Origin of the sequence: Paenibacillus sp. FSL H3-0469 (genome assembly GCF_038051945.1) — a bacterium.
Classification (GTDB): domain Bacteria; phylum Bacillota; class Bacilli; order Paenibacillales; family Paenibacillaceae; genus Paenibacillus_AQ.
Window position 1 is genome coordinate 2,850,899 of record NZ_CP150302.1, and the last position, 25,044, is coordinate 2,875,942.

At 40.5% G+C, this 25,044-nt stretch carries 18 protein-coding genes; 1 reads left to right on the plus strand and 17 read right to left on the minus strand.

Features of this window, described 5'->3' with window-relative positions; all coding sequences use genetic code 11:
- The first annotated feature begins 47 nt into the window (after nt 1-47).
- Entirely contained in the window at nt 48-3,200 is a 3,153-nt protein-coding gene (locus NSS83_RS12355; RefSeq protein WP_341348326.1) for an ATP-binding protein, read from the plus strand.
- Nucleotides 3,201-3,291: 91 nt separating this feature from the next.
- Here NSS83_RS12355 and NSS83_RS12360 read toward each other — a convergent pair whose 3' ends face one another.
- The 17 genes from NSS83_RS12360 to NSS83_RS12440 all read right to left on the minus strand — a co-directional run bounded on the left by NSS83_RS12360 (nt 3,292) and on the right by NSS83_RS12440 (nt 24,975).
- Nucleotides 3,292-5,481, minus strand: a complete 2,190-nt coding sequence (locus NSS83_RS12360; protein WP_341348327.1) for an S-layer homology domain-containing protein — start codon at nt 5,479-5,481, stop codon at nt 3,292-3,294.
- Nucleotides 5,482-5,651: 170 nt separating this feature from the next.
- Nucleotides 5,652-5,804, minus strand: a complete 153-nt coding sequence (locus NSS83_RS12365) for a hypothetical protein (RefSeq protein ID WP_341348328.1) — start codon at nt 5,802-5,804, stop codon at nt 5,652-5,654.
- A 359-nt stretch (nt 5,805-6,163) separates the two neighbouring features.
- Nucleotides 6,164-7,564, minus strand: coding sequence for a helix-turn-helix transcriptional regulator (locus tag NSS83_RS12370; RefSeq protein ID WP_341348329.1), 1,401 nt, complete (start codon nt 7,562-7,564; stop codon nt 6,164-6,166).
- Nucleotides 7,565-8,077: 513 nt separating this feature from the next.
- Nucleotides 8,078-8,542: an immunity protein YezG family protein gene (locus NSS83_RS12375; RefSeq protein ID WP_341184240.1), complete on the minus strand. Its 465-nt coding sequence runs from the start codon at nt 8,540-8,542 to the stop codon at nt 8,078-8,080.
- A gap of 7 nt (nt 8,543-8,549) precedes the next feature.
- Entirely contained in the window at nt 8,550-12,485 is a 3,936-nt protein-coding gene (locus NSS83_RS12380; protein WP_341348330.1) for a DNA/RNA non-specific endonuclease, read from the minus strand.
- Between the two features lie 380 nt (nt 12,486-12,865).
- Nucleotides 12,866-13,513 carry a YdcF family protein gene (locus NSS83_RS12385; protein WP_341348331.1) on the minus strand — a complete coding sequence of 216 codons (648 nt, stop codon included), beginning with the start codon at nt 13,511-13,513 and terminating at the stop codon, nt 12,866-12,868.
- 3 nt (nt 13,514-13,516) lie between these two features.
- Nucleotides 13,517-14,512: a dTDP-glucose 4,6-dehydratase gene (gene rfbB / locus NSS83_RS12390; protein WP_341348332.1), complete on the minus strand. Its 996-nt coding sequence runs from the start codon at nt 14,510-14,512 to the stop codon at nt 13,517-13,519.
- 41 nt (nt 14,513-14,553) lie between these two features.
- Nucleotides 14,554-15,114, minus strand: a complete 561-nt coding sequence (gene rfbC, locus NSS83_RS12395) for a dTDP-4-dehydrorhamnose 3,5-epimerase (RefSeq protein WP_341348333.1) — start codon at nt 15,112-15,114, stop codon at nt 14,554-14,556.
- 20 nt (nt 15,115-15,134) lie between these two features.
- Entirely contained in the window at nt 15,135-16,013 is an 879-nt protein-coding gene (rfbA, locus tag NSS83_RS12400; protein ID WP_341348334.1) for a glucose-1-phosphate thymidylyltransferase RfbA, read from the minus strand.
- A gap of 17 nt (nt 16,014-16,030) precedes the next feature.
- A complete protein-coding gene (locus NSS83_RS12405; RefSeq protein ID WP_341348335.1) occupies nt 16,031-17,056 on the minus strand; it encodes a GDP-mannose 4,6-dehydratase in 1,026 nt (341 codons plus the stop codon).
- A gap of 45 nt (nt 17,057-17,101) precedes the next feature.
- Nucleotides 17,102-18,451, minus strand: coding sequence for a UDP-glucose/GDP-mannose dehydrogenase family protein (locus NSS83_RS12410; protein ID WP_341348336.1), 1,350 nt, complete (start codon nt 18,449-18,451; stop codon nt 17,102-17,104).
- A gap of 57 nt (nt 18,452-18,508) precedes the next feature.
- Nucleotides 18,509-19,930, minus strand: a complete 1,422-nt coding sequence (locus NSS83_RS12415; protein WP_341348337.1) for a hypothetical protein — start codon at nt 19,928-19,930, stop codon at nt 18,509-18,511.
- Nucleotides 19,923-20,588 carry a CatB-related O-acetyltransferase gene (locus tag NSS83_RS12420; RefSeq protein ID WP_341348338.1) on the minus strand — a complete coding sequence of 222 codons (666 nt, stop codon included), beginning with the start codon at nt 20,586-20,588 and terminating at the stop codon, nt 19,923-19,925. Before NSS83_RS12420 ends, NSS83_RS12415 begins: the two co-directional genes overlap by 8 nt.
- A gap of 33 nt (nt 20,589-20,621) precedes the next feature.
- Nucleotides 20,622-21,833, minus strand: coding sequence for an O-antigen ligase family protein (locus NSS83_RS12425; protein WP_341348339.1), 1,212 nt, complete (start codon nt 21,831-21,833; stop codon nt 20,622-20,624).
- Nucleotides 21,834-21,853: 20 nt separating this feature from the next.
- Nucleotides 21,854-22,789, minus strand: coding sequence for a glycosyltransferase family 2 protein (locus NSS83_RS12430; protein WP_341348340.1), 936 nt, complete (start codon nt 22,787-22,789; stop codon nt 21,854-21,856).
- 39 nt (nt 22,790-22,828) lie between these two features.
- Nucleotides 22,829-23,851, minus strand: coding sequence for a glycosyltransferase family 2 protein (locus tag NSS83_RS12435; RefSeq protein WP_341348341.1), 1,023 nt, complete (start codon nt 23,849-23,851; stop codon nt 22,829-22,831).
- 14 nt (nt 23,852-23,865) lie between these two features.
- Nucleotides 23,866-24,975 (minus strand): glycosyltransferase family 4 protein, encoded by a 1,110-nt coding sequence (locus NSS83_RS12440; protein ID WP_341348342.1) that lies wholly within the window; start codon nt 24,973-24,975, stop codon nt 23,866-23,868.
- Between the last annotated feature and the right edge of the window lie 69 nt (nt 24,976-25,044).

Here is a 25,044-nt window from a genome sequence, read left to right on the forward strand (position 1 = left end):
CGAATTGAAACCGTATGATGAAGATAACCTCGATGAGTACACACCTAATGAAGGCACGAGCCAGATTCAACCCCAAGCAGGCTCTATTGCTGCTTTTCTATCTAATGATTCTAATCAGTCTGCGCTATCTGTGGTTCAATGCCAATACCGCGTCTGAGCATCCCGAAGCACAGCAAGGTGTGCTGGATATGCGGGGCTGGGATTTCATGAATTCCCCGTCCATCCAGCTGGATGGAGAGTGGGAGTTCTATCCCGGCCAGCTCCTGGGCTATGAGGATTCCGCCCTACTTGCTGCGGGCACACCGCATGTGGTCCAGGTTCCCGGTGACTGGAGCAGCGGCTTCCCCGAAGGAGAGCAATCCTCTCTGGGCTATGGTACATACAAGCTGCGTATACTCGTAGACCCGTCACAGACCGAGTCTTACGGCTTCTGGATTCAGCGGATTCAGGCCGCCTCCAGCATTGATATTAACGAGCAGAGAGAGACCAGCTTCGGGAAGCTGGCGGTGAATAGCGGGGACTATATTCCTAAGGCGGTCTCTTACACCGCAGCCTACGAGAACCCGGGAAGGCAGGAGATTGTTCTCCTCGTCCGGGCAGCCAACTACGACCATCCGCTGGAGGGCGGGATTGTGAGGTCGATCCGCTTCGGCTCCCAGGCCGCGGTGGATAGCGAAAGGATGTATTCACTCGGCTTCCAGCTGGTGGCGTTCATGATCATGCTGCTGCATGCGCTGTATGCTGGGATTTTATTCTTTTTTAACCGGAAGCAACGGGCGTTCCTGCTCTTCTTCCTTCTGTTGATGGCAGTAGCAACCACCATTGTAGCCGATAACGATACGATTCTGCTGATCTGGTTCCCCATTAACTATACCTGGGCACTGAAGCTCAAAATGCTGGCCTATCCTGCGTTGTCTCTATTCATGTTGATGCTGACGCGCAGCTTCTCTGCCTACGAGCGCCCGGGCCGATTGTTCAAAATCTATCTGCTGGGTCTCCTGCTCTATACCGCCTATGTCCTGATCTTACCGGCACATTACGTGGTCTATGCCAGACTGTTCTTTTCCGTCTTCTACCTGCTTCCGGTAGCCGGAGTCATCTTCTATATTGGCCGGATGGTGATGCGGCAGGAACAGGATTCCTTCTTCCTGCTGTTTGCTGCCGCCGCTATCGGCTCCAGCGTTATTGGCGGGGCTATGGAATCCAATGCCAAGGGAAGTATCCTGTATTATCCTGTAGATGTCATTGCAGCCATCATTGGCTTCTCCTCCTACTGGTTCAAGCGGTACTTCCGCAATGCGGAGGAGAACCGGCTGCTCAACCTGCAGCTGAAGGAGAGCGACCGGAAGAAGGACGAATTCCTGGCGAATACCTCCCATGAGCTGCGGACACCGCTGCACGGTATTATCAGCATTGCCCAGACTGTAGCCTCCAAGGAACAACACATGCTGGACGAACAAAGCTATAAGGATCTGGAGCTGCTCATTACGATCAGCCGCAGAATGTCCCTGATGCTTAACGATCTGCTCGATGTGACCCGTCTGCAGGAGAAGCGGATTGTGCTGCAGCGTGAGCCGCTGGCCATGGGTTCACTGGTCTCGGGCGTACTGGGGATGTTCGAATTCATGATCGAAGGCAAACGCCTGCAGCTGCGTAATGAGCTGCCCGCTTCATTGCCACCGGTCTGGGGTGATGAGAAGCGGATTGTGCAGATTCTGTATAACCTGCTGCACAATGCCATCAAATACACGCAGGCCGGAACAGTCACCGTCTCCGCCGTTAACGACGGCAAGCTTGCTTGGATTAGTGTAGCCGATACCGGGGCAGGGATCGACAAGGAGACGCAGGCGCGGATCTTCTCGCCCTATGAACAGGGCAGCAAAGGCATCATTGACGGAGGCGGCATCGGTCTGGGCTTAAGCATCAGCAAGCAGCTGACGGAGCTGCACGGAGGAGACCTTACACTAGACTCTGAGCCGGGAAAAGGGTCCGTGTTCACCTTCACTCTTCCGCTGGCCTCCTCTGCTGGGGCCCGGGAGAGGACGGGTCAGGATACAGCCGCCGGGCAACCGGACAATCCTGATCTGCAGGGGCTGCTGCTTGAGGAGAGCCGGCTGCTATTACAACAGTCCGATATCCGCAATCTCACAGTCCCTATAGAGTTAACGGCTCCGCCGCAGATACAGGACGCCTCTCAGTCGGCCAAGTCTCTGATCCTGGCTGTCGATGATGATCCGGTCAATCTGAAGGTGCTCTCCAGCATGCTCTCGGCAGAGCATTATCAATTGGTCACCGCCACCAGCGCCGGGGAAGCCTTGGAGCTGCTTGGCACCGAGCCGTGGGATCTGCTGATCGCCGATGTGATGATGCCGTATATGTCCGGCTATGAATTAACACGGATAGTCCGGCAGCGCTTCTCCCTCTCGGAGCTGCCGATCCTGCTGCTCACCGCCCGCAACCAGCCGGCGGACATCTACACCGGCTTCCTGGCCGGAGCCAACGATTATGTCGCCAAGCCGGTGGACGCGCTGGAGCTGAAGTACCGGGTCCGCTCGCTGACCGGACTGAAGCAGTCCATCAACCAGAGCCTGCGGATGGAGGCAGCTTACCTGCAGGCTCAGATTCAGCCGCACTTCCTGTTCAACACGCTGAACGCGCTGATGGCGCTGAGTGAATTCGACCAGCCGAAGATGCGCGATCTCGGAGAAGCCTTCTCCTCCTACCTGCGCATCAGCTTCGATTATATGAACTCGCAGCAGCTCGTCGGATTATCCCATGAGCTGGAGCTGGTAGAATCCTATCTCTTCATTGAGAAGGCCCGCTTCGAGGAACGTCTGCAGATCGAATGGGAGGTTGATCCCGGCATCGAGCTCCTGCTTCCTCCGCTCACCCTACAGCCGCTGGTGGAGAACGCGGTCAGACACGGCCTGCTGAGCCGCAAAGCCGGAGGCAAGCTCCAGGTCCGCATTCGCCGCCAGAAGGGATACACCTCCTTCGAAGTGGAGGATAACGGCAAGGGCATGAGCGGGGAACAGGTGGCCCGTCTGCTCGACGACACCTTCCGGGCCCACCGCGGCATCGGCCTGCTGAACACCAATCGCCGCCTGACTCAGCTCTACGGCGAAGGCCTCGTCATCCGCAGCCAGCCCGAAGTTGGCACTACGGTATCCTTTGTGATTCCTGAGCGGAGGCGGGAGTGATCCGCCCGCCTGCTCTATAACGGCAGCACGAATAACCCGCAGTTCAGGAGAAGACTCCAGAGCTGCGGGTTATTGTTGTGAGCCTTATAATCTACTCTTTGTCAGGTTCCGGCGTATAAACCACCGTCTTCTCAACCGTAACCACCTTGCCGAAGCTGTTGGTCACCTTGAATACAAATGTATTGCTGCCCTCAGTCAATATCACCGACTCATAGAAGCTGCCATAGCTGCTGATCAGTTTGTCATTCAGATAGATTTTGGGGCTGCTGTCGTTCGCATCCGTGGCTTTCCCGGTTAAGGTTAGCTGCTTTGACTTGGTCGTCTCAGGAATGTAATCCAGAACCAGCACAGGCTCACTGACATTGAACGTAATGGTCTTGGTTACAGGCTCCGAGCTTTTGCCCAAGCTGTTCACAGCCTTGAAGGTGAAGGTATTCACTCCCTCTTTGAGGGTTACCGACTCCCTGAAGGGCCCGTAGCTACTCACCAGTACATCGTTCATGTAAATCTTCGGGCTGCTGTCATTCTTGTCGGTGGCCTTTCCGCTCAGTGTAACTGTCTGGCTGCTGCTGGTCTCCGGGATCAGATCAAGCGTCAGTACCGGGCCGTCTACTTTAAAAGTAATTGTCTTGGTGATCGCCTCCGAGCTTTTGCCCAGGCTGTTCACAGCCTTGAAGGTAAATGTATTCACTCCCTCTTTGAGGGTTACCGTCTCTCTAAAGGGCCCGTAGCTGCTCACCAGCTCATCGTTCATGTATATCTTCGGGCTGCTGTCATTCTTGTCCGTCGCCTTCCCGCTGAGGGTAATCGTCTGGCTGCTGCTGGTCTCCGGGATTAGATCCAGAGTCAGCACAGGGCCGCCCACATTGAACATGATCGTCTTGGTGATGACGGAGCTTTTGCCCAGACTGTTAGTCGCCTTGAAGGTGAACGTATTCACTCCTTCTTTGAGGGTTACCGTCTCTCTAAAGGGCCCGTAGCTGCTCACCAGCTCATCGTTCATGTAAATCTTCGGGCTGCTGTCATTCTTATCCGTCGCCTTCCCGCTGAGGGTAATCGTCTGACTGCTGCTGGTCTCCGGGATCAGATCAAGCGTCAGCACCGGTCCGCCCAGGGTAACAGTTATCTGCTTCTCGACTACCGCTTTTTTATCATTTTTATTGACTGCGGTCACGACAATCTTGTTAACGCCTTCCTTCAGCGTCACATCCGCACTGAATTCTCCATTATAAGATACGTAGGCCGTCTTATCATTAACTGTAACCTGCGGATTCGTGTCACCGCTGTCCTTCACCTTACCGGTAATCTTAGCTGTAAGCTGATTTGACGTCTCAGGAGCCTGCACCGTAAGCTGTGGCCCGGAGATCTGATAGGTCACCTGCTTCGTAACTGTATTCGAGCGTCCGTTCGGCAGAACCGCCTTGAAGACGAATTCGTAGACCTTCTCTCCCCCATCCAGATCATATGCCTCGGCAAAAGAGCCATCCACATTTTCTACTTCTTCATCGTTGATGTACACCTTGGCATCCGCATTCACTTTGCCCGTAAGCTTAACCGTTCTGTCCGACACCTGCGCCGGCACCTGTACGTCCAGCTTCACATCCTGTGTAGCGGTAGTATAGGAGGACTTCAATACACGGTACAGCAACGTAGCTACAGAAGCCCGGTTAATCGGACTCGTCGGTCCGAAGGTTCCATCCGGAAAGCCCTGAATCAGCTTATTCTCCACAGCAACCGCTACTTCCTTCGCCAGCTGAGGGGTCACATCCTCATAGTCATCGAATCTGTACCGCAGAATATTGTCCGCGTCTACACCATCCGTCTCCAGCCCCATCGCACGTACCAAGGCAACCGCCACATCTTCACGTGTAGCACTCGCCTGAGGATCGAAGAACGGCTTGCCCTTCATTGGAAAATATCCGGTGAGATAGTCTTTGGACGCTTCTACATATTTATAAGCCCAGGAGGAGGGAGCCACATCCGAGAATGTCTGCGTTCCATCCGAGACCAAATCAAGTCCAAAGGTCAATGTAATCAGCTTGGCTAGCTGCTCTCTGGTAATTGCCGCTTCAGGCTTAAAGGACCCGTCCGGGTTCCCCGTAATAATGCCTTGATTCGCCATACTTTGTATCGCTTCATTGGCCCAGTATGTGGTCTTCACATCCACGAATACATAAGATGACGTCTGTTGTACAACTGTTGCCGCACTAGCCACTCCCCCGAACAGCATACTCAGCAGCATCACCCATGCCGATACTACTCTCCATCTTCTCGCCTTCACACTCATCGCCCCCAACCATAGTAAGCAGCCCCGGCCGTCAACTCTTCTATTACTATACTAAGAGAACAGCCTGCTAGACTCGCAGAGACAATTATACCTCAATTAGTACCAAGGTAATAGTTCCTAAGACATAAACATTTTCCCATGAAAAAAGAGACCCTCAGGTCTCTTCAACTCTCCGTATTCTCCGCTTCGGAGCTTCTTACCAGCTGCCGCCGCTGCTTCCCCTTCTTGATCCACAGCCGGTCCTGGTCATCCCGGTAGAATCTGATCCCGAACAAGCGTAACGGGGTCCACACTTCCCTAAAATAATAATTAGGCATGGTCCATTTCTCCCAGACTATAAATAGATTTGCTCCTAATTATAGACCGGGATACCTGGTTTGTTTGTCGCATTGTGGAAGGAGAGCCTTAAGGTTACCGCCTATTTCCCAAAATCGCCTTATCTGCGGAACCAGCACATGATCTGCTCCAGCGAACCCTTCGCTTCAAATCAAAATAACGCTCCCGATATACCGGGAACGTCATTTACTCTGTATACTTACTTGAAATCATACCTTTACTGCCCGGTAAGCATCAACCACCACCGAAACCGTGCCCCATAGTTTGAATAAAAGATTGAATGCTGATGTTTGCTACAGGCTCAGCAGTACCAACAGTTATAATAATTGCAATAGCCAGACTACAGGAAGCTAGGAGTTTGAACAATTTTCTTTTCATGTGAGTCCTGCACCTCTCTAATTAGAAGTTTGTATTGCTCTTTCTCTTCTTCATCTGCCAGATGCCGATGCTGTTCGAATAGATCAACACATTTAATGATATTGCTCTCATCATTGATTCTAGCAGACGATTCCAAACTTTGCAGGATGAATCTAATACCTTCTTTACGCTCACTATGTAAATAATAGGCTGCTATTTCAGCGAGGAATTGAGTGTGTTGGTCTAACATGACCTGCCGGTTATAATCGCCGAATTCTGTAGAATATGTCCGGTAAGGAATATAGGAAGCAAATCGCTCCAGAATAGAATCAACATTCCAGTCATAGCGGTTAGCCGACGAGATAATATTGTATAATGCTATAAATATCTCATCTGACCGGTGGGAGATATAGTCAACATATTCAGAGAGCGACTCGTATTCTCCTCCCATCACCCGATAGAGCATTCTATTCGCAGTACCCCATTCCTGGAACTGAGCTACAGTCCGCTTTACTTCTTCATTGTCTTCCTGTATCCAACTTCCATCCATATAGAGGGACACCCAATCTAATGCCGAATTGTAGTCTCCTAATTCCTCGCATACAGTTGAACGGATAAGCTGTGCGTACAGGATATAGAAGTAAAGAGGTTTCTCGGTTTTTTTCTCGTTACTCTCTCTGCGGCCCGACTGGCGCTGGAGATTATAACGAAGAGTCGCTAATTGCTGCATTTGCTTCGCCAGTTCATCCACCTTATGCCACCGATGCATTGTAGCATAGACATGAGCAAGATGCTTCAATCCTTCCAATTGATCCGCTTCATCCAGCCGGTCGAGATAACATTCGAAGAGATGTGCCGCCTGTAAATTCCGCGTCTGGTCGTCACCAATGGCGATACGGAACAGACGGTATTGGCATACCGCAAGTCTCTCGGAATTCTGATACTTCTCACTGACACTCACATTCTTATACAGCAACTCGGCAGCTTGCCACACCCCCTCTTGAAACAGTCCTTCAGCCACTTCGAACAGCATGGGGGCATAGACCAGATTCTCCAGCAGATTCTGAACCACCTGTTCAACGCAATCCAGACGGCCCAGCTCAGCTGAGCGCACAAGAAAAGGCCGCAGACGCCGCCAGGTAGGTGACGAGAAATAGAAACATTCATCCACGTATAAGCTGTAGAAATGATCCTCCGGCAGATCCATTGCCTTGGTAATTCGCTCCAGATGGTTCATAGCAATGGGCTGGTGACCACTAAGTATCCGGCTGAGCGTTCCTGAATTAATTCCGGATTGTCCCGAGAATTGATTAATAGGCATTCCCTTCTGCGACAAATACAACGCTAATTGATCGCGAATCATAGTTCTAGTAGTAGGGACCACGCAAACACCACCTAACTGGAATCCAATATAATTTCTTTTATAGTTGTAATAATATGTCACATTATACCAATGGTCAATAACATAGAGTACTACAGATTAGTCTAATCCGTGAACTACAGGCAACCCGTTTGCCATATGAGGGCAAAAAAATAGAGACTCTAGTAGTCTCATAAGGTCTCTGTCGTCCCGATATCACATTTGCGAAGCCGCTGTCTCTGCTGCTGTCTCTGATGTTCCCCCCGCTTCACCTACTGCCGATCCGCAATATTCCGCTAGAACCGATCTGTATCCATCACGAAGGTGTCGTGCCTTATCGGCGGAACCAGCGCTTAACAGCTATAAAATAGCAGAGTAAAAATCTATTTAGAAGACTTTTCGCTCTGCCTTATTTTTAAATTAAGTGCTACTGGAAACCAAACAAAATTTACAAGACACTTAATTATATATCTCATACAACAAACAGGAGGTGTCCCGTTCAGCTTTATTATAGCTAAACGGGACACCTCTGAAGGATTAATCTGTTTTTCTTTTGAGATATTCATCTAAATACGATTGGGCAAATTCGTCCGTAGGATGTAGCCCTAAATTTTCATACTTCCAAATTGTAAATTGTTCAGCAGGGGAGAACTGAACTTCATCGTAACTATAATCAATATTAAATTTTCCGGATTGATCTAAATACATTGTAAGATTCGTCCAAGGTTCAGGAGAACTTTTAAGTGATTCTTGATTTAGCTCAACGAAATATTCTACCAACTCTCTGTCCAACCTATTATATATTTGATCGTCTACCCCATATATCTCAGGAATAGATTGACCAAATATCAACTCGTTTCGAGTGGTAGAATTGTAATAAAAATAGACTATTCTTGATCCTGGCAATATCTCAGCATAGAGATAAATTTTATCCCATTCATCAGGAATTATTCCTACGAGCTTATTCCCTATACGCTGATACAATTCTTCAATCTTATTCACAGATAGGTTAACCTCCAACTTGATTTAAGATTGTTACTTTAGGATATGCAACATTATTAATCTTATATATAACTTCAAAAGAAGATGGTCTTTGTGATATAGCAGAATAAATTGGCATTATTTTAACATTAACACTCCCATTTGATTGTAGCGCTTTCCTCCAATCTTCCTCCATTTTGTACCACTTTCCTGATGCTCCATTAATTTGTGCATTCATAGCAACCAGATTATCCAATTCACCAGATCCATTAAATGAAGAAGCTATTAAATGCCCTCCTACATCAGGATTATCCAGTTCTCGTACACGATCTTGTCTGCCCACTATACCTTGGGCATATTCATTTCTTGGCGCTGCTTTTAGTACAAGATCTCCTTCTACTTTAGCAATTCTACCAAGATTATCAGTGGAATAAGTATATCCATTTACTTTATAAGTTGTACTCGCTTTAAGCACTTTGATTCTACCACTCTTCGTAAAATGCTGTCCAGTCATTGCATCTTCATAAGTTGTATTAATTTGTGGAGTTGTTTCAGCCCATTTTGTCTCTAAGAAGTTTTTATATCTAGCCTGTGCAACTTCATTAGTTCCTTCAATTAATTGAGCTTGATTAAAATTCATTCGTCCAACGTCAGCGAACTCAAGTTCTATTCTTCCATTATACCCTGAGTAAACATTAGTGATTAATGAATTCAAGTCACTTGACGTATTTTTTATGGCCGACTTTAAATTACTTATCGAGCTTCCTGCTTTTTGTAGAATCGTATTCACTTTTGTTGAGTTATAAACTCTTAGTATAGCGCTTCCTGCATAGTTGGTGAATTTCCCAATGACTGGACCAGCAGCAGTAAAACCAGCCGCAAGAGCAGCATCTTTTGTGTTTCCTGATACGAAACTAATGATTATACTTCCACTTCCCGCAACAACACCAACTAATGGAAAAACAGAAATTAAATCAAGACTTTTCTGAAGATCTCTTAACGCATCTGAATTGGTATAAGCAAGATATTCTGTTTCCCACAAGGGGCCCATGGAATTTATAAAAGTATTGATATCAACCGAACTACCATTTCTATTACCACCAAAAACGTTAAATTGCGACATACCATCTACCTTATAGAAAGTCCCTGACGATTCAGCCCCCCATTGTCTTACATAGATACCACTATTCTTCTTCTTTTCAAAGTATTTTGCTAATGCTGCTTTAATACTCTGCGGGGTAGCAAAATATCCTGCTTTGTATAGAGTCATCTCCATAGGTATTGTGATATCTTCATAGGTTTTCCCTGTGAAAGTATTATTAATCCAAGCTCTTATAGTAAGCTGATTGTTTCCGACAAATTGAACTTGTCCCCAACCATTTTTAAATCTATTGATTGAGAGATACGTTCTGATGTGTACCATTCCTGCTGGAGCTTGCTGAGTTGATGTCTTTTTTCCCGTCGTATCTGTTTTCATATGTTTCGCAGACATTTCGATATTATCATAAGGGTTAATTGTTGCACCCATAGGAGTGATAGTATTTAATGAGTTAAAAGTTGCAGCCTGGGTTTGTGATGTAAACATTGGCTCATTATCTATTCTTTTTAATTCTCCATTATCTAAAGCTCGTAATACTTCGTCACGCAGCACAGGCATATAAAAGATAGATAACGGTAAAGGTTTACCATTCAAACTATTTACATATTTAAGCCCAATCATTCTTCCTGCAAAGTTATTATATAAATCCATTATTTTCTGATCTTCAGGATTATTAGGTTCTCCCAACTCATGGGCTGTGCCCCATCTACCTGCCCAATTGTAGTTAGTTTCTACTACCATTAGAGCTCCCCAAAAAGCATGCCTAAATGCATCTCCATTGCCGTCAGTTAATTCATTTTTATCAAACTCACTTAGAGAATAAGCGTATGCCCAAAAACCTGCCCATATAGATCCGGATGCATTATCATAGTTATCATTCATTAGAGCCAATTCTTGAGGGTTTAACTGAGGATCAAATTCATCAGGGTCATAGCTACCGGATGATGAAATACTCTCTGTATTAAATGAACCTGCGTTCATTTCAACATCTTCATTTATCTCTGTAATTTTTGATCTAGAGTTTTCTTTCGCCAAAATAGATTCATAATATTCTTGCACCTGTTCCATTTTGAAATCGGGATGTTCATCCAAATAGGCATACATTTTCTTGACTTTATCGATATCATCGAACGTGGAGACACTTGTCAAAGAATAAACACTTTCAGAGACGCTTGTAATATTATAAACGTTTTTGGTAACAGATAATGAATTCACTTTATCCATAGGTGCAACTGGTTTTGAAGTAAATACTACTTTGTCACCTGTTACAGTTACATTCATCCGTTGTGATAAATAATTTGTCGAGTACCAGTAATCCGTACCTTCTTTAATGTAATCATTACCTTCAACTAAAACATCGACATCACCTGATAAGCCAGAAATCATTACAAATGTTTTACCGTTCTGGTAGGTTCTCGCGTTATAAGGCCCCTCATTAGTTAAGAGACCATTCTCAATAACCTCTATACTTTTGTTAATATAACCATCAGTCGTGACTTGAAGTACTTCACTAGTATGTGATCTATTCCCTAGGAGGTCAAATGCAGTTACTGCATAGGAATAGGTTGAAGAACTTTTCAAATCATTGATGGTGTATTTAGGTTCAGTTGATATGTATGCTTTGCCTGTCTTTTGATCATGAATTATATATTTACTAATTCCCGAACTATCAGTTGATGGTGTCCAATATAATGTAACACTATTTAACTTAACATCTCTATAAGCTAAATTGGTCGGTGTAGTTGGACGCGTGGTGTCGCTAAAATCAATAATACTGATATTACTTGCCAAAGATATATTATTTGCTTCATCAACTGCCTTTACCTTGAATCTGTTGATAGATGGCACACTAATGTTAGGGACTAAAAAATTCGTATTTGGTGTCACCCCAATCAATGAGTCACCATTGTAAATGTTATACTGCTTTATACCTACATTGTCTGTCGCTGCATTCCAAGATAGGTAAACGTTAGTATAATCAAAGGTTTCTGACACTAATCCCGTTGGAGCACTTGGAGCTTCTGTGTCTCCATAAGAAGTATTTAAAGTTATAAGTTTCTCATGACGATTCCAATCACTAGTACTATCTGCATACCACACCTGCTGAATTGTGTATATAGTGTTAGGCTTCAAGTCATATATTTCATAAAATCCGCTAGAAACGCTCCAACTCTTACCTATATCAGACCAAGTATTTGTACTATGGTCAAGTAGAAATAACCCATTTCCGTGCTGATTTGGTATGGGATAATTAACGAAAACAATTAATGAAGTTGAACTAGAACGCATTACAATTAATTCTGGAGCAATAGTCTTAGTTTTTGCGTAAGCAAAATTCTCTTGTCTAGTCCAAGAGTGTGTGTCATCTGTATACCAATACATCTGTGCAGCATAGGATCTTCCTGGGATAAGACCTGTAACCTTATATGTACCTGTTTTGGCATAATAAGAACCATAAACATCTTTCCATTCCATTGTGGTTTGATCTTGAATTGCCAATCCATTTCCGAACTGACCATCAATTGGATATGTTACATTAATATTAAGGGAGTACTCTGTTACATCACTTACACTTATTGTTGGGGTGGATTGTAAAGTAGACACTCCTTTTAAAGACATTTTTTTCACAATATTCTTCGGTTTAACTGGAGCACTCAATGGCGCAGCCGTTTCAACCTTTTTTTTCGCTTCCTGTTCAGCTTTTTTTAGTCCATCAAGAATTTCTTTTGGATACTCAGGGAGGCCTGAAGTGGGGAGGTCCGAGGACGCATTTGCCAAGTTCGGAACAATAAGCATAAATACCAGGTTCAATACTAAAAGTACTTTTAATAATTTAAAATTTCTATTACCTTTTTTAAATTCCATTTACAATCTCCTTTTATATGTTTTTAACAAATCAAAAGTCAATAGTTAATTACTCACTAATATCTCCTCCTTTAGTATCCATTAGGCCAACTTTTCCAATATACAGCATAGTATAATTTTTAGTAAAGAGTTTTTTTACATATCTTTTGTATAATTTCTTTGATAATTAATAGTATTTATATTAATCATTCGTCTTTTGTAAATCCAAACCAAGCTAACATGGTGGCAAAAAAATAGAGACCAAGTGGTCTCGTAAGTATCCATCGTCTTGATATTACGTTTGCGAAGCCGCTGTCTCTGCTATTTCCCCCGCTTCACCCAACGCTGATCCGCAACTTCCCGCTAGAACCATCCAGACTTCTTTTGTTGTCAGAACTACCTTACCTGCGGAACCAGCGCTTAATCTGCTCCAGCGAACCCTTCGCTTCCGGGCCATTATAGCCGAAGGCATTGCCAATCATCTTAATATATTCGTTAAAAGTCGTCTCCCGGCTATACCGGTCACTCCACCACGCCTTCGCGTTATAGCCCGAGTCCGCCCCGATATAAGTCAGCTCAATCCCCGACTTCTTATACACATGATCAAATATAAACTTCACCCGCCGCATATGAAAATCCGACGACACCACGATCGCCGACTTAAAGCCATGCTGCTTCATGATCGGGAGCGTAAGCTGGGCGTTCTGGTAAGTACTCTCGGCAGCGTCTTCCGTCAGAATAGCGGATTCCGGGATGCCCAAGGAAAGGGCTGTTTCACGCATGTCACCTGCGGGGCCGGTGATCTCTTTAGCGTTAGACAGCAGGAGCTGCGGCGCATAGCCTTCTTTATACAGCTTAACCCCTTGCTCCACCCGCCCTCCCCCGCCGCTGAGGATGATGATAACATCTGCTTGCTTCGGAGACTCGGATACGGGAAGGAAACGCCCGGCGCACAGGAGCAGCAAGACGATTAACAGAAGGGGCAAGTACAGAAAGAGAATTCTTTTTCTGCGCTTGCCCATCTTAGTTCTATTTAGGTTACGGCTCATAAGCTACTTCCGGTACTCGCCGCTAAGAATCTGTTCCCACCACTGTGCATTCTCCGTATACCACAGGATGGTCTGGGCAATTCCGGTCTCGAACGTATACGTAGGCTTCCAGCCCAATCTCTCCAGCTTAGCCGGATCAATCGCATAACGTTTATCATGACCCAGCCGGTCGGCAACGAATTCAATCAAATCCTCAGATTTCCCCAAGGTATGAATAATCGTCTTCACAACCTCAAGATTGGTGCGTTCATTATGCCCGCCTACGTTGTACACCTCACCGCTTACGCCCTCATGCAGCACCAGGTCAATCGCAGCACAATGATCCCACACATGCAGCCAATCGCGGATATTCGCGCCATCTCCATAGACAGGAACCTTCTGTTCATTCAGGACCTTAGAGATCGTAAGGGGAATGAGCTTCTCCGGGAAGTGGTACGGGCCATAATTATTGGAGCAACGGGTAATGTTCATCGGCAAGCCAAAGGTCTCGTGATACGCACGGACTAACAGATCGGACGACGCTTTGCTTGCGCTATAAGGGCTGTTAGGCTGCAGCGGGGTCTCCTCCGTGAAGAATACAGCAGGGTCCCAGTCCAGTTCGCCATACACCTCATCCGTAGACACATGAACGAACTTGGTCACTCCAATCGCACGGGAAGCATCCAGCAGCACCTGGGTTCCCATCACATTCGTTCGGACGAATACCGCCGGATCGGTAATAGAGCGGTCCACATGACTCTCGGCTGCGAAATGGACCACATAATCAAAGCGCTCTTGTTCAAAAAGAGACTGAACAGCCTCACGGTCAGCAATATCCGCCTGGATGAAGTGGTAGTTATCCCGATCTTCAATCTCCTTGTGCTTGGAGAGGTCACCCGCATAGGTCAACAGATCCAGGTTATAGACATCGTAATCAGAGTACTTATCGATCATGTACTGTACGAAATTCCCGCCAATGAAACCGGCACCTCCGGTAACCAGCAATTTCTTTCTATTCATCAATTACACCTCAGAATCATTCAATTTGATTTCGACCTGCTTCAGGGAGTGTAGGTAAAATTCAGAACAGCGTCTTGCAGCAACGGAGCCTGCTCATCTTTGCCAGAGAGAACGGGTGTAACGTGAAGGGGCCAGTCAATCCCGATAGCCGGATCATTCCAGAGAATGCCGCCATCACAGTCTGGAGCATACAGCTCATCACACTTATACTGAACTTCAACATCCTCGGTCAGCGTCATGAACCCGTGGGCGAACCCTTTGGGAATCAGCAGCTGCTTCTTATTCTCTGCGCTTAGTTCAACACCGAACCACTTGCCGTAAGCGGGACTGCCTGCTCTGACATCCACGGCCACATCAAAGATGACTCCACGGGTGCAACGCACCAGTTTGGTCTGAGCTTTGGGATTGAGCTGATAATGCAGGCCGCGCAAGGTACCCTTAACCGCAGAATAGGACTGATTATCCTGTACAAAAGCAATATCGATACCCTGCTCTCTGAACTTCGCATCACTGAACGTCTCCATGAACCATCCCCGGTGGTCCCCGAATACCGCAGGTTCAACTATATACACGCCTGGAAGCGCTGTTTCTGTTAACTTCATATCCTCTACACCTCTACTGCTTAATATTGAATTTTCCCGGTAGCAACCTTGATCAGGTACTGGCCGTAGCCCGTCTTGCTTAGCTTCTGCCCGCAACTGTGCAGGTGCTCCTTCGTAATCCATCCGTTAATATATGCAATCTCTTCAAGCGCGGCAATCTTAATCCCCTGATGATCTTCAATCGTCCGGACAAAATTAGTGGCATCCACCAGACTCTGATGAGTCCCCGTATCCAGCCAGGTAAAGCCGCGGCCCAGGAGTTCCACATCCAGTTCTCCCATCTTAAGATATGCTTCATTAATAGAAGTGATCTCAAGTTCCCCCCGGGAAGAAGGCTGCACGTTCTTGGCAATCTCCACAACACGGTTATCATAGAAGTAGAGACCCGTAATCGCATAATTAGACTTAGGCTGTACCGGCTTCTCTTCCACACTCAGTACCTTGCCTTCATCATTGAACTCCACCACACCGAACCGTTCCGGATCATGGACATGATACCCAAACACAGTCGCCCCCTGCGCCTTCCCGGAAGCACGTTGAAGCATCTTACGAATGCCATTCCCATAATAAATATTATCGCCAAGAATCATTGCCACAGCATCATTCCCAATGAACGATTCGCCCAAAATAAAAGCCTGAGCCAAACCGTCAGGACTGGGTTGTACTATGTATTGTAGAGATATCCCGAACTGAGAACCGTCCCCCAAAAGACTCTCAAACCTCGGAGTATCCTCAGGTGTAGAGATGATAAGGATATCTTTGATTCCCGCAAGCATTAGAGTGGATAACGGGTAGTAGATCATGGGCTTGTCGTAAACGGGTAGGAGCTGCTTACTGGTGACCATGGTTAACGGATAGAGCCGGGTGCCGGAGCCACCGGCTAGGATTATGCCTTTCATAAGGTTCACCTCACTTATTATTTGGCTTCATAATATTTAACATACCAGTCAGTAAATTTCTGCAATCCTTCTTCAATAGATGTGCTCGGCTTAAACCCCACCGCGGCTTGCAATAGCTCAGTAGATGCATAGGTTGCTGGTACATCTCCAGGTTTGATGGGTTCAAATATTTTATTAAATTCAACCTCTCTGCCCAGACTCTTCCCTAAACACTTCTCTAAGGTCTCTATGAAGAACATCAGCTTCTCAGGATTGTTATTACCTATGTTAAAAATCTTATGTGGTACAGCATCCTCAGGAGCCTTACTCAGAATTCTGCGAATCCCTTCAACAATATCATCAATGTATGTAAAGTCACGATACAAATCATGGTTGAAATCTCCGTTATTAAATATTCTTATCGGTTCTCCATTAAAGTATTTCTGGGTAAATCCGAAGTAAGCCATATCCGGTCTCCCTAATGGACCATAGACAGTAAAAAAGCGCAGGGCTGTTGTTGGTATTTTATAGAGGTGACTATAGGTATACGCCATTAATTCATTCGATTTCTTAGTAGCAGCATATAAAGATTCTGGATGATCTACTACATCCGTTTCTTCAAACGGGACCTTCTCATTCGAACCATAAATAGAACTGGATGAGGCGTATACCAGATGATTGACGGGATTATATCTACAAGCTTCAAGGATATTAAAAAAACCTACAACGTTACTCTGAATGTATACATCCGGATTATCTATGGAATGTCTAACTCCAGCTTGAGCTGCCAGATTAATGACAATGTTGGGCTTATGCTCTTCAAATAGACTTAATATCAATTCTTTATCAGCAATATCACCTTTAATAAAGCTAAAATCCTCATAAGGTGTAAGTTGCTCAAGCCGTGTGTACTTTAGATTGATATCATAATAATCATTGATATTATCGATACCAATGACCTGACACCCGTGTTCAAGAAGTTTCTTAGCTAAACTTGATCCTATAAAACCTGCTACTCCGGTTACTAAGTATTTCTTTCCTGTATCTAAAGGAATATAGTCCAACTAACTCGTCTCCTCTATATTTATATGGATTCATGCAAAGGCTGATTACCTCCCGATAGAGTAGTATTCAATACCTGCTTCTTTCATCTCATCAACATTGTAAATGTTTCTGCCATCATAAAGCAGTGGTGTTCTCATCAGCTTTTTAAACTCTCCAGGTGGAACAGCCTTAATTGATGCCCATTCGGTCATAATGAAGCAGACATTGGCACCATCAAGTGCTTCATCAATATTCTCGACATAGTGGATCTTTCCAATTCCATGGCTACCTTCAGGATATTGTTGAGCAAAATTATCTTTCCCCACAGGGTCATATGCATAAATATCTGCACCTTGTTCTAGCAATAAGGGGATATTCTCTAATGAAGCAGCCTCTCTTAAATCATCTGTTCCTGGTTTAAAGGTAAGTCCCAGCACTGCCACTTTTAGGCCATTAAAGGTAATCAGCCTTTTAGATGCCTTCTTAAATAGAACGGTTTTTTGACTAGTATTCACATCTATAGCAGCCTTGACTGTCTTAAGCTCATACCCATGTTGCCGGGCAAGATACTCCAGAGCCTTCGTGTCCTTAGGAAAGCAGCTTCCCCCGTATCCGATGCCCGCATTTAAGAACTTGCTGCCGATGCGCTCATCAAAAGACATACCTCTGGCAACATCCTGAATATCGGCACCTACTAACTCACAGAGATTGGCGATATCATTCATGTAAGATATTTTCAATGCCAAAAAGTCGTTAGACGCATACTTGATCATCTCTGCCGATCTACGTCTTACAGGAACAATAGGGATATTGAATGGCTCATAAATGCGCATTAAAATATCTTCTGCCCATTTACTTTCAGTTCCAATAATAATCCTTGCAGCTTGTAGGGTATCCTTGACCGCTGTACCTTGAGCAAGAAATTCAGGATTAGAGGCCACTTCTACTCTGATCTTCTGTCCAATTCCATTACCAATCAGTTCTTCACCATTATGTGGCAGGAAGTCATGAATGAATTGCTCTACCTTATCATTAGTTCCAACAGGAACTGTAGATTTCACTACAACCAAACAATCCTTCTCTATGGTTTCTGCAATTTGTCTGGCAACAGTTGCTATGTATGATAGATTGGCTGATCCATCCGGTTGCTCAGGCGTACCTACACCTATAAAAATAGCATCTGCATTTTTATATGCTTCAGCATAATTAGTAGTGTAATCGATTCTTCCAGCAGCGTAATTCTTCTGCATAAGTTCTTCGAGATCAGCTTCATATATGGGCGAAACTCCAGATTTCATAAGCTGAACCTTATCTTCATCAATATCTACACATACGACTTGATGGCCCACTTCTGCGAAGCATACGCCGGCTACTAAGCCGACATAGCCAGTTCCGGCTACTGCTATTTTGTACATGACTTATTCCTCTCTTTAGTAACAATCTTTTCCCTATTATTTTCTGCTATTAAACTATCAGTTTGAGTTAAACTGAGACTTTAGTAGGATTAACAATTTATTTATATCCTTCTTTTTTAAGAGCATATAAATTGTGTAAATAATAACATATACAAAAAATCCGCTAATACTGTTTAAAATCCAGCCAACAAGCATAAAAGTAATAGTCATAAATAATTCTAAGACAATATCTTTTTCTACTGATATTTTTAAGTATCTTGCTAATAATATCTCCGAAACAATGCATCTAAATGCGAGTAAAAAAACAATTGAAATAACAGTAGTTGTTAAATCATTTAGTAGACCTATTGTTATCGCGATTGATACCACTGTTAAGATTAACGTATAGATATTTGCTTTTAGAATTAACTTTTCTTTACGTAAGGTCTTTAGATAAGTGTTAATTAGTAATGCCACTTTACTCTCAAAGATACACATAGGAAAAAGTAATGCCATGTATTTTAGACTTTCAGCATAATGAGGCAACCAGTTTGTAAGAATTTCCTTCATAGGATAGTACAATACAAAAAGCGAGAATAAAGGAATCATCAACATGTCTCGCATAGTTTTATACATTTTTGGTAGTTTTCCCTCAGGTATTTGTCTTAACAAGGGGAACATAATAATTCCAGCAGCATTAATAAAAACCATAAATAGATTAGATATACTCATAGTTAGAGAGATTTTTCCAAAAGTTTCAATATTCCAATTTCTTTCTATCCCTAACCGCACTAAACCAATAATAAAAAGACCAACTAAATTTGCAATTAGCAACTTAATTCCAACCTTTATATTATCAAAAGTTTCTCTCAAACCTTGTTGCAATGAAACAAATTTCAAATTAATAATTTCTTTACATATTATTAATGAGATAATAGTAGTAATTATTTTTGAGATAAGATCTATATAGATCAAGCTTTTATAATTGACAAAGTTAAAAGCAAATGCTAGTACTAAAAATAGACAATAGAGTAATCGATCTAAGATCATTATTTTAGAAAACTTTTTTATTTCATTTGTAGCTTGTAAAACAAACAATAAAAACCCTCTTGGTACAGTCAATAAAATATAGATAGAAACCATATACATTATAAATTTCTTATCGAAATTATCCATCCTAGCATATATATAAAGAACTAAAATCAAGCTAATTACTGCAATATAAATTGTAAAATACCAAAATTGTGTGCTAAAGATTCTTTTATTTAGATCGGAGTATTTTAATCCGCCATATTTTAAATACACTCCCTCAACCCAACCTATATTAAACAAACCTACATAGGATGTATAAAAAATAAATAATTGCCAGTAACTATAATCTCCTAAATTTATTATTTTCGGAATAAACAATACCATTAATACTGATATAAGCATAGAAATAAGATTAGAAGTAAGTGTGTATGAAAAATTTTTAATTATCTTGCTAATTCTATTATTCATATTTCTCATACTCTTTCATATACTTTTGCAACCTAGGGTCTTTCAATTTTTCATCATCTAAATTACTATAAAATAAGTCTTTATTTTCAATCACAAAGTTAAAATCTAATTTCGAGAAATCAAATTTAATTAATTGTTTAATTATTTCAGTTGAGAATCTATATTTTATGATCCTATTTGTGGCGTAAACAGCATAAGGAGGAACATCTTTAACAACTGTACTTCCGGCAGCTATAATAGCACCTTGACCAATATTAACACCTGATAGTATCATACAACCTGCTCCAATCCAAACATCATCAGAAATAACTATTGGCCCTTTTGTAGCCTTATCTTCTAGTGGATTATTTTCTGATGATGAGAAAAGCATAAAAGGATAATTCGAAATAAATAATGGGTGATGTTCTCCTCCCAATATAAAAGTCACATCATCTGCAATAGAACAATAATTCCCTATTATCAATTTCTCAGAAGGATTACCATAATGCTTTATCTTTAAAGCGCCATATGTAAAATTCCCAACATTCACAGTATTAATAGGGAAAATATTAATGGCTTTAGTATAATTATGTTTATTTTTTGATCTCCATTTATATTTATGAACATAACTTTGTATTACATAGTTTAATTTACTCCATAGCATTTTTAATAACGACATTTTGCCTCCTAGGTACAAATAAAATTAGTTCTCTTATCTTTTGTTAAGGGCTAACAGAAAAAAATACAACGATGTTAATTGTGTTACTGAAAAAATTGCAGCTCCAAACATATTTATTATAAGTGCTACTGTCGTAATAAACGTGAAAAAATACACTTTTTTCTCTAAATCATCTTTTTCCTCTCGGAATAAACGGAACCTTGTAATTAGCAAATAGAACAAAAGAATTAAAAATAATAAAAAAACCAGAACTCCTGACTCCATTAATAACTTCCCATATTGGTTATCAATCGAACTATATGCATCATTTTCTGGTCCTACACCCATTAAAGGATTTTTCACAAAAAAATCCAAAGCCCCTTGTGTCATATTAATTCGTCCTACAAAATTCACTTTAATATTTTCATAATTAAAAAATCTTGTATTCAAATTACTAAATGTCAAGGTATCTAAATTTGTTGTTAACAAAAAAGAAGTTAAGAAGACACTTGCTATTATTAAAAAGAATATACTTAAGTTTTTCAAACTGATACTTTTCTTTTCATTTAAGAAAAAAGATATAAATAAGACTAAAACACTTAAGAAAACAAACGATATTAAAGCACTTCTTGATCCACTTATATTAATTAAATATATAATCACAAATAGATATAATAAATGTGAAATTTTTTTCTTTTTTTCATTTAATAATTTTATAATTACAAATGAACCAATAACCGAAAAAAACACTCCGAAAAAATTAGGATTTGAAAAAGTTCCTGAAAATCGCTGATATGTACTACCAATAATAGCTGTTTTAGATGTTTCGAATAAAACATTAAAGATATTAAAGAGACTTTCATTCATATAAGATAACAACGAAATAGCTATATTTAATATAATAATTAAACTAAAACAGTTAAATATACGTTTTTTATCAAGATTATTATTTTTTAGTATATTTACGATAACTACATATAATAAAAAATATAGTAACCAATTAAACTGTTCTTTAACATCTATTTGAAATCCAAAATATAATCTTATCCATAACAACTGGGATAAGAATATTAAAGTCAATAACATCCATGCGACTTTATTCAAATTATACCTGAACTTCATATTAACAAAACCCATAACTATAAGACTAAGGAATATAAATATCTCTGTAATTGTATTAGCCCATTGATCTCCTATAAAACTACGTGGGGTAAATTTAAAAACCATAAGAAAAAATATTAAAATCAGAAAATTTTCATTGATCAATCTCTTACTAAGAATATTTATCACCTATCTTTTTTAATAATATATAAAGTGATCATTAACATGCTATAAATGGAATACTTATTAAGCTGAAAATTTTTAATAAAGAACTTTTTATTTGATAGATATAATCCTTTAATATATTCACGATTTTTATTTTTTGTAATGTCACCTTTCAACCATATCCAAAAAAACCTTTTTCTCAATTTATTATTTTTCTCATTTTGATTTAGCAACCAATAGAGGGAAGGTATTTTAGACAATTCGCTCTTGTTGGTGTTTGTCTTAAAAGTAGAGTTTTTATCATAATTAATAAATATAGTATCTTTAGAATAATAAAAAACTTCAGTTATTAAATAAATACTCATAAAAAAAAGCCAATCTTCAAAAAGTGGTTCATTTTGATCAAATCGTGCATTCTTAATACATTTCACTGAAAGAACTGCAGACCCACTTCCTCCAAATGGAAAATTATTTTCTTCAGCAAATAGTTCTTTCTCTCTTATTTTATAAAAATCCGTCTCTAGTTCATCAATATTACCTGTTAAATGTGGGCTTGGTTTTAATACTTTCCCATAATAATTTCTTGTTAATAAAATATAATGAGCTCCATATTTTTCTATAAAAACATTTATACTTTTGAATAGATTTTCATCACTAATTTCATCATCAGCATCTAAAAAAAATATGTAATCTCCATTTGCTATTTCAATTCCTTTATTTCTTGTATAACTTACGCCTTTATTAATTTCATTTTGATATACTTTAAATGAGCTATCTCTAGCTTTCCCTGATTGCTGAACTTGACATGCTTTTAGGTATCCATTATCAGTACTCATATCATCAATTATAATAATTTCATAATGTTTATACGTTTGATTCAAAATACTCATTATAGTTTTTTCTATATATTTTTCTTTATTATAAAGCGGTATAATCACGGTTATAAAATTCCCCATACAAACCCTCCCTATAAGCAACAAATAAAAAAATTAACCTTAAACGTTAACTTTTTTGGTTAATTCCATCTTTACCTCATTAAATTCTTTATTATCAACAAATTTCTTATTCAAGTTACCTTTATAATATTCATATAACATCTTTTTAAGTTTATTATTATAAATTGTATTATTGTATTTTTTCTCCAACCTCTTAAAAAGAACAAATTTAATATACAACCTCGACAGCCCCTCCCATATCTTAGCTACTAAATAACCTTCATTAGATACTGTAAGAATATATTTATTTCTCATGCTATTGTACACGTAGATGAGATCTCTTATATTGTGACTTGATCCATTTCCATCCATTATTTTAACTTTATGATATATTTTCGAATCAGGTACAAACTTTAGCCTATAGCCGAATTTAGTCAATTTAATACTATAATCATATTCTTCAGTCCCAAAGAAGTATCTTTCATTTAAAAGTTGAATATTAATTAATGCTTCCCTTTTAAACATTACATAACATCCAGAAAGAAACCTAGTATTTTGTTTTTTTAAGTTTAATTCATTATAATTTTTTCCATAATGGTAATGAACCCCTTTTGCTCTTAGTCTAGAAATATGACCTCCTGCGTACCAAACTTTTGATTTTGTTGAATTTTCAATTATTAATCCTGATGCAGCACCGACATTTTCCTCAGAAAATCCTTTCAACAATTCAGTAATACTATTTTTCTCTAAAATGGTATCATTATTAAGAAGAAGATAGTAATCTACTTCAAAATACTCTTCGGCAAATCTGATGGCTTTGTTATTCCCTGCAGCAAAACCTATATTTAAATTACTTTTCAATAAAAAATATTTACTTTTTTCATCAAAGATATCTGGGTGATATTTTTGGTTTTCTTTTAAATAATTTTCTAAATTGATAATATTTTCATTTTTGCTATTATTGTCTATAACAACGACTTTTAAGTTAATACCACTATGATCAGTTTTTTCTATGCTTTCTATACAATCTATTGTATCCTCAGTACCATTGTAATTTAGAAGAACTAAACAAATAGTTACCATAGTTTTTCACTCCATTATTTCGAAATCGCAGTTCCACTAATTTTATCAATTAATTCCACATATTCTTTAATTACAATTTCCCTATCAAAATCTCGCTCAACCCTTTGTCTTCCAGCTAACCCCATTTTCATTTTTGAATTAGAATCTAATTCCAAAAACATTTCTATTTTCATTATCAAATCATTGCTGTTTTTTTCTTCAATTATATATCCACTTACCCCCGGATCTACAATTTCTTTACAACCTGCTCTATTTGTAGTTATTACAGGTTTTCCACAAGCAGCACTTTCAAGCAAAACATTTGACATCCCTTCCGGATAATACGTAGGATGAATGGTACAATGAGATATTTTATGAAATTCTAAAATATCACTTTGCATACCATGATATAAAATAACCCCCTTATCCTGCATCTCCTTAAGTTTCCTTTCATAATCTTCTTCGCAAAAGCCTAACACATGAAAAACAGTGTTAGGATATTTACCTTTTATGTATTCTGCTGCTTTTAAATACTCGTCTATCCCCTTCTCTTTCATTATTCGAGCTATAAATAAAAAGTTCACTTTCTTATCATATGATGGATATTCTAAAATTCGAAATTGATTTAAATTCACTCCAGATCCCGGGATAACCTTGTAATTTTTTGAAACAATTTTGTTTTTCACAAAGAAATCCTTATTCTCATTATTTTGAAAAAACACACATTCGGCTCTTTTTAATGAGATTCTATAAAGAAATAATGTGATTTTTTTAATGAAACTTTCGTTTTCTATTGCTGAACCTAGACCAGTTATATTAGGTATAAAAGGAATTTTTCTGAGTCTACATCCGATTCCTCCATATACATTAGGTTTAATAGTGTAAGATAGCACAACATCAGGCTTAATTTTTTTAAGCATACGTCCATATTTTAAAAATAATTTCAGATCATCTAGAGGGTTGATTCCTCTTCTATTGACAGGAGTATCAATAAAATTGCACCCCATCTTTTTTAATGACGAAATATTATTTCCATCTGGTAAAGAAATGTATACTTGATGAGTTTGAAGTAATTTTTGAATTAACTCTTTTCTGAAATTATATAAACCAATATCACTATTTGCCAAAATTAAAACAGTAGCCATAACGAATCTCCTTAATTAAAATCATAAAAATCGTATTTAATTAAAACTTCATAATATTTATAATGTTCA